This window comes from Streptomyces sp. NPDC001137 (genome assembly GCF_040298885.1).
GTDB lineage: Bacteria > Actinomycetota > Actinomycetes > Streptomycetales > Streptomycetaceae > Streptomyces.
In genome coordinates, this window is sequence record NZ_JBEPBA010000035.1 from 71,899 (window position 1) to 79,792 (window position 7,894).

4 protein-coding genes and 1 pseudogene are annotated in these 7,894 nt (G+C 70.9%); all 5 read left to right on the forward strand.

Annotated elements, in window-relative coordinates:
• Position 1: 1 nt before the first annotated feature.
• Positions 2 to 1,051, forward strand: coding sequence for an aldo/keto reductase (locus tag ABT254_RS42345; protein ID WP_351482911.1), 1,050 nt, complete (start codon positions 2 to 4; stop codon positions 1,049 to 1,051).
• Positions 1,048 to 1,767 (forward strand): DUF998 domain-containing protein, encoded by a 720-nt coding sequence (locus ABT254_RS42350; protein ID WP_351482913.1) that lies wholly within the window; start codon positions 1,048 to 1,050, stop codon positions 1,765 to 1,767. The genes ABT254_RS42345 and ABT254_RS42350 overlap by 4 nt, the downstream gene beginning before the upstream one ends.
• An 11-nt stretch (positions 1,768 to 1,778) precedes the next feature.
• Entirely contained in the window at positions 1,779 to 2,813 is a 1,035-nt protein-coding gene (locus tag ABT254_RS42355) for an SDR family oxidoreductase (protein ID WP_351482915.1), read from the forward strand.
• Positions 2,814 to 3,178: 365 nt separating this feature from the next.
• Positions 3,179 to 6,391 (forward strand): cytochrome P450, encoded by a 3,213-nt coding sequence (locus ABT254_RS42360; RefSeq protein ID WP_351482917.1) that lies wholly within the window; start codon positions 3,179 to 3,181, stop codon positions 6,389 to 6,391.
• 296 nt (positions 6,392 to 6,687) lie between these two features.
• Positions 6,688 to 7,572: pseudogene (locus ABT254_RS42365) on the forward strand (MFS transporter); the annotation flags it as partial.
• Positions 7,573 to 7,894 lie beyond the last annotated feature (322 nt).

Sequence of the window (7,894 nt, forward strand, 5' to 3'; positions counted from 1 at the left end):
CATGCATTACATCAAGCTCGGCATGACCGGCCTCGACGTGTCCCCGATCGCGATCGGTGCGATGACCTACGGCGAACCCGACCGCGGGCATCCCGTCTGGTCGAAGGGCGAGGAGGACGCGCGCCCGCTCATCAGGCACGCACTGGAGGCGGGGATCAACTTCTTCGACACCGCGAACATGTACTCCAACGGCTCCAGCGAGGAGATCCTCGGCCGCGCGCTCAAGGACTTCGCCGACCGGGATGCCGTGGTGATCGCCACGAAGCTGCGCCACCCGATGCGGCTGGGACCCAACGGCCGCGGCCTGTCACGCAAGGCGATCATGACCGAGGTCGACCACTCGCTGCGCCGCCTCGGCACGGACCACATCGACCTCTACCAGATCCACCGCAACGACCACTCCACCCCCTGGGAGGAGACCCTCGAAGCGCTCAGCGACCTCGTGAAGGCCGGCAAGGTCCGCTACCTCGGCGCCTCGTCCATGCACGCCTGGGAGTTCGCGAAGGCGCTGCACCTGCAACGGCAGCACGGCTGGGCCCGGTTCGTGTCGATGCAGGACCACTACAACCTGCTCGCCCGCGAGGAGGAGCGAGAGATGATCCCGCTGTGCCTGGACGAGGGAGTCGGCACGATCATCTGGTCGCCGCTGGCCCGCGGCCGTCTCGCCCGCGCGTGGGACGACGCCCGCTCGACGGCGCGCTCCGAAACGGACGGCGCCTTCGCGGACCTGCTCTACTCACCGGCCGAGGAGGCATCCAACCGCGCCATCATCGACGCCGTCGGGAAGGTCTCCGCCGCACACGGCATCACCCGCGCACAGGTCGCGCTCGCCTGGCTGCGCCGCCAACCGGTCGTCACCGCGCCGCTGGTCGGCGCCGGTTCGGTCCGGCAGATCGACGAGGCCGTGGCCTCCCTCGACATCGAGCTGACCGACGAGGACGTGCGCGCCCTGGAGGCCCCGTACACCCCCCGCCACGACTGGCAGGGCGTGTCCGACGAGGCCGAGATGGAGGCCATCCGCCGACGCGTGCCCGGAATGGCTCTCGCATGAACCCCATCGTCCGCTCCGGCACCGCTGCCCGCGCCGGAGCCCTCCTCATCCTTCTCGGTCCGCTCGTGTCCTGGGTCGCCGAGTTCATCACCGCCGCCGCATGGCAGGACCCGCCGTACTCACCCCTGTACAACTGGGTCAGCCACCTCGGCCTGACCGGCCCGCCGCAGACCGCGTTCGGGCAGGTCGCCAACTCCCCCCTCGGTGCCGTCATGGACACCGGCTGGGTGATCTACGGCATCCTCCTGATCGTCGGCACGTTCCTCGTGTTCGACCCGCGCAAGGGCGCCCGCCCCATCATCATCGTGAGCCTCGCCGTCCTCGCCGGTGTCGGAGTCTCGCTCGTCGGCATCTTCCAGGGCTCCAACGCCAACGTCGACAACGGCCTGATCGCCTTCCACACCGTCGGCGCGCAGGGCGTCATGCTCGCAGGCAACATCATGGCGATCGCCGTCGGAACCTGCGGAACGCGCATCGGTCTCACCAGGGGCCGCTCGATCGCGAGCACCGCGCTCGGCACCGCAGGACTCATCGCATTCCCCCTCTTCATGACCGACGTGTTCACCGGCTGGATGTGGAACATCGGCCTGTTCGAGCGCGCCGTCATCTACCCGATCATGATCGGCCACGCCCTCCTGGGAAGCAGCGTGGCCGCCACCCAGCGCCACCGTGCGACGCACCCGATGGCCCCCCTTACCGCACGAGCCAACAGCTGATGGAGCGACAGATGACACAAGTACTGGTCACCGGAGGAACCGGCTTCATCGGAAGCTGGTGCATCCGGGCCCTCCTGGAGGCCGGGCACACCGTCCGCACCACGGTCCGTGACCTGAGACGCGAGCCCGCACTGCGCTCCTGGCTGCACGCGGCCGCACCATTCGACGACGACCGGCTCACCGTCGTACGCGCCGATCTCGAACAGCCCGAAGGCTGGGATGCCGCCACAGCCGGCTGCGAGTTCGTCCTGCACGTCGCCTCGCCGACCCTGCGCCACACGCCGGCCAACGACGACGACCTGGTGGTCCCGGCACGTGAGGGCGTCCTGCGAGTGCTGCGCGCCGCCCGCGACACGGGTGTCCGCCGGGTCGTCCTGACGAGCGCCTTCGGCGCCATCGGGATCGGACACCCACCGCGCTCGACCCCGTTCACCGAGGAGGACTGGACCGACGTCGACAGCGACATCCCGCCCTACCAGCGCTCCAAGACACTCTCCGAGCGCGCCGCCTGGCAGTTCCTCCAGGACGAAGGTGGTGGCCTGGAACTGGCGGCGGTGCATCCCGTGGGGGTCCTTGGACCCCTGCTCGGCCTGGACGACCCGCCATCTCTGCGTCTGGTCCGCAGAATGCTCGAAGGACAGGTTCCCGCGTGCCCTCCCTTCGGGATGGGCTTCGTCGACGTGCGCGACGTCGCGGACCTGCACCTGCGCGCGATGACCGATCCGGCGGCCGCCGGCGAGCGCTTCCTGGCCATCGCCGGGCACAGCCTGCGCGTCATCGACATCGCACGCATCCTGCACGACCGCCTCGGTGAACGCGCCGCGAAGGCCCCGACCCGCGAACTGCCCGTGTGGGTCGCCCGCACACTGGGCCTCGTGAACCCGGAACTGCGCCTGCTCAGGCACCAGCTCGGCCGGGACCTCGACGCCACAAGCGCAAAAGCGGAGAAGCTCCTCGGCTGGCGGGCCCGTCCCATCGAGGACACCATCGCGGAGACCGCCGAGAGCCTCCTCGCCCACGGCATCGGGACAAAGATCGCCTCGTAACCGCCCGAGGCGGCAGCCTTGAGACACCGAAGGTGCGTATACGACAGCGGTGGTCCGGCTGGAGAGGAAGATCGGCGACCCGATCCGGTTCGCGCTCACCCCCTGAAGCCTGCCGGCCTCGGTTCATGGCAGGTCCGAGAAGTCCCTTCCGCTACGTGAGTAGCGGGAGGGACTTCGTGCGTTGCGGCGGGCCGGCGGAGGGGACGTGCCCCCTGCGGGGGCCTGGTCCGGGCGGACGGGCAGGGCTTCGAATAGTTCCGTCAAGCGACTGTGTCAGTTGCCACAATCGAGCGACATTGTCGAGTGACAATGTCGCTCGTATAGTTCTGGTCAGCGACAGCCTGTGCGGAACGAAAGGCAAGCTCATGACCCACGAGACCCTGCGCGGAACCGAACCGATTCCCCAGCGTCCCGCCCTGCCCCTGGTCGGCCACGCGTTCGACATCCCCAGTGGTGTCGACGGCCTGCACCACGTGATGAAGGAGGCCAAGGAGCTGGGGCCGCTGTTCAAGATCCGCGTCTTCGGCAACGAGATCAACTTCGCCTCGGGCCTCGACCTGGTGACCGAGCTGGCGGACGAGAGCCGGTTCCGCAAGAACGTGCACCCCGACCTCGTCATCCTCCGGGAGATCGGCGGCGACGGGCTCTTCACCGCCTTCAACGACGAGCCCAACTGGCGCAAGGCGCACGACGTCCTGATGCCGGCGTTCTCCCTCGGTGCGATGCGCGCCTATCACGACACGATGCTCCAGGTCGCCCGTGAGCTGATCGGCAAGTGGGACCGGGCGGCGGGTTCGGAGCCCGTGGACGTCGCCGACGACATGACGCGGCTGACGCTCGACACGATCGGCCTGTGCGGCTTCGGCTACGACTTCGAGTCGTTCAGCCGTCAGGAGCCGCACCCCTTCGTCACCGCCCTGTCGCGAGCGCTCGGCTTCGCCCAGGCCAAGGGAGAGTCCATCCCCGGCCTGGAACTGTTCAAGTGGAAGCAGACGGAGCAGTTCCGCGAGGACGTCACCCTGATGAAAGACCTCGTCGACGACGTGATCCGGCAGCGCCGGGCGTCCGGCGACCAGAGCACCGACGACCTGCTCGGGCGCATGCTGCACACCCGTGACGCGGTGACGGGCGAGCCCCTGGACGACGTCAACATCCGCTACCAGGCGATCACGTTCCTCATCGCCGGTCACGAGACCACCAGCGGCGCCCTGTCGTTCGCCCTGTACTACCTGACCAAGCACCCCGAGGTCCTCGCCCGGGCCCAGGCCGAGGTCGACGCCCTGTGGGGTGACGCCGACACCCCCGAGCCCGACTACGGGGACATCGGCAAGCTGACGTACATCCGCCAGGTGCTCAACGAGGGCCTGCGGCTGTGGCCGACGGCGCCCGCCTTCGCGGTGGAGCCGCTCGAGGACACCGTCATCGGCGGGAAGTACGCCGTACGCAAGGGCGATTCGATCCAGATACTCATCCCGCAACTGCACCGCGATCCCGCCTGGGGCGAGAACGTCGAGCTGTTCGACCCCGACCGGTTCCTGCCGGAGCGGGAGGAGGAGCGCCCGGTCCATCTGTTCAAGCCGTTCGGCAGCGGCGAACGCGCCTGCATCGGCCGCCAGTTCGCGCTGCACGAGGCGACGCTGGTCCTCGCGCTGGTGATCCACCGCTACCGCCTGATCGACCACACCAACTACCAGCTGAAGATCAAGCAGTCCCTCACCCTCAAGCCCGACGGGTTCACTTTGAACCTGGCCCGGCGCACCAGCGGCGAGCGTCGCCTGCCCGCCCTCTCCGCGAGCGCCGCCCCCGCCGCCGAGGGTCGCCCCGCCGTCCGGCGCGCCACCGGTACCGCGTTGACCCTGCTGCACGGCTCCAACCTGGGCACCTGCGCGGGCATCGCCCGCGACCTGGCCGAAGACGGCGACGAGCGAGGCTTCGCCCCGTCCGTCGCGCCCCTCAACGACGCCGAGGGCAAGCTCTCCGCCGGCGACGGGCCGGTGGTGATCGTGGCCGCCTCCTACAACGGCAGGCCCACCGACGACGCCACGCAGTTCGTCGCCTGGCTGGAAGGACTGGAGCCCGGCGCACTCGACGGCCTGGAGTACGCCGTGCTCGGCGTCGGCGACCGCAACTGGGCCGCCACCTACCAGCGCGTCCCCACCCTCATCGACGAGAAGCTCACCGCCGCGGGCGCCACCTCACTGCTGGAGCGTGGCGCAGCCGACGCCGCCGGTGACTTCGCCGGCACGGTGGGCCGGTGGACCGCGGACTTGTGGACCGCCCTGCTGGAGCGGTACGGAGCCGCCGCAGACGTACAGCAGACCGAGCCGACCGCCGACGAGGAGGCGGGACTGTACGAGCTGGAGGACACCACCGACTCGGTCATCGGCGGGCTCGCGGCACGCCACGGCGTCCAGCCGATGGAGGTGCTCGACGCGTACGAACTGGTCGACATGAACCATGGGCTGGGACGCTCCAAGCGGTTCCTGAGGCTCCGGCTGCCCGAGGGCGTCACCTACCGCACCGGCGACCACCTGGCCGTCCTCCCGAGCAACCCGCACGACCTCGTCCAGCGCGTCGCCGACCGCTTCTCGCTCGACCTGGACCGCACCGTCCGGCTCCGAGCCCGCCGCCGCAGCCGGGGCGCCCTGCCCGTCGACCGCCCGCTGACCCTGCGCCGCCTGCTCACCGACTTCGTCGAACTGCAGGATGCCGCCACCCGGGAACAGGTCGCCGTACTCGCCGAGCACACCGCCTGCCCGCCCGAGAAGCGCCCCCTGGCCGAACTCGCAGCGGCCGACGAGGAGACCTTCCGCGAGCAGGTGACCGCCGCCGGGCTCAGCCTCCTGGATCTGCTGGAGCGCTACCGGGCCTGCGAGCTGCCGTTCGAGATCTTCCTGGAGCTCCTGCCCGTCCTGCGCCCGCGCCACTACTCCATCTCCTCGTCCGCCGCGGCGGCACCCGGCGAAGTCGACCTGATGGTGTCTCTGCTCGCCGCGCCCCACCGCCGCGGCGAGGGCACCTTCCGCGGCATCGGCTCGCACTACCTGCAGACCGTGCACGCCGGCGACACCGTCCAGGCCCGGGTGCTGCCGTGCAGCGAGGCCTTCCGTCTGCCCGAGGACGACTCCGTACCCGTGATCCTGGTCAGCGCCGGCACCGGACTGGCCCCCTTCCGCGGGGCCGTCCTCGACCGCCACCACACCAAGTCGACCGGCACCCTGCTGTGTTACTTCGGCTGCGACCACCCCGACGTCGACTACCTCCACCGCGCGGAGTTCGAGGCGGCCGAGGCGGCCGGAGCCGTCAGCATGCGCCCCACCTTCTCCTGCGCCCCCGAGGACGGTGCCCGCTTCGTCCAGGACCGCATCGCCAAGGAGAGCGAGGAGGTCTGGGCGGCACTGGAGGCCGGCGGGCGCGTCTACGTCTGCGGCGACGGCCGCCGCATGGCCCCGGCGGTGCGGGAGGCGTTCATGGCGGTCTACCGCACGTACACCGGCGCCGGTGACGACGAGGCGAGCGCCTGGCTGAACGCCCTGATCGAGTCCGGCACCTATGTCGAGGACGTCTGGGCCGGCTGACGGCCCACCGCCCGGTGTGCGGTGGCCGACGTCCACCGCACACCCCACCGAGCGACAGGGCCACGGACACCACTCCCCCCAGGTCCGTGGCCCTGTCTTCTTCACCCCCGCGTCCCGCTGCCTTGCACCCCGTGCCCCGCCCCCTCCCGAACTCGTGAGGTTCTCATGCTTGTCGCACGCTCCGCGCCCCGCCGAGGGCCGCTGGCCCTTCCCTACTCTCAGCACAGGAGCGTTCGGTGAACGTGCGCAGCGGTTCCGCCCTGACCTTCGGCGTGGCGGTCGCCCTCATCGCCGGAGTGACCCTGGGCAACGGCGGAGCGAATGTGATGCCCGTCTTCGTCGACGACTTCGCGACCCGCTTCGCGCTGTCGGACTCCACCGCCGGGCTCGTGGCCGCGACACAGCTGATGGCGACCGCCGTCGTCACCCTGCTGCTGGCCAAGCGCGCGGCGCGGCCGGGGCGGGTACGGATGGCCCGACTGGGGCTGGCTGTCTCGGGCACCGGCTTTCTGGGCGCGGCGACGGTCACCGACCCGGTGAGCCTGGTCCTGGCCAACCTCGTGCTCGGCGCGGGGCTCGGCGCGGTCTACGCGGCGGCCACGGCCGCGCTCGCCGCCACCGACGACGCCGACAAGGCCTCCGCGGTCACCATCTCCGGTGTGGTCGGCGTGACGGCGCTGCTCATCATGGGCGTCCCCGCGGCCAACCACGACCTGGGAGAGGGCACCGGCTTCCTGCTCATGGCGCTGTGCTGCGTGCTCGCCTGGCCGCTGCTGCGCCGGCTCCCCGACGGCGCGTCCGGTCCCGCGGCACCGGACGCCGGCTCCTCCGGTGCGGAAGGCGCGGCCTCGGCACGACCGGCGGTCCTGCTGCTCCTCGGCACCGGGCTCCTGTGGGCCGTCACCCAGGGCGCGTGGTCATACGCCTCGGTACTGGGGGGTCAGCACACCGCCATGTCGAACTCGGCCGTGTCGGCCGTCCTCGCCGTCTCCAGCGTCGTGGCACTCGTGGGCGCCGTGGTGGGGCCCCTCTGCGCGCGGCACTTCGGGCGCATGCGGTCGATGGCCGCCTTCGTCACGGCGCAGGCCCTCGCGATGGCGGTCCTGATCGTCACCCACGACCCGGTCGTCTTCACCGTCGCGGCCGTCCTGTGGCAGGCCTGCCAACTGGCCGTCCTGGTGCAGATGCTCGCCGCCGCGGCGCTCATCGACCCGACCGGACGCCTGGTGGCCTCCCTCAGCGGGGCGGGCGCGCTGGGTACCGGCGTCGGGCCGCTGGCCGTCGGCGCCATCCTCGACGGTGCCGGGGCCGGCGTACTGAGTCTCGTGCTGGCGGTCGGTACCTTCGCCGCCTCGCTGCCCCTGCTGAGGATGACGGTGGCCGGCGGGGAGGCCACCGACGAACAACCGCAGCCCAGGCGCGTGCCGACGGTCTGAGGACGTCGTGCGGGTGAGGCCGTCGGCCACCGTCTGGCCGCCGCCCGTGCCGAAGACGTCGACCATC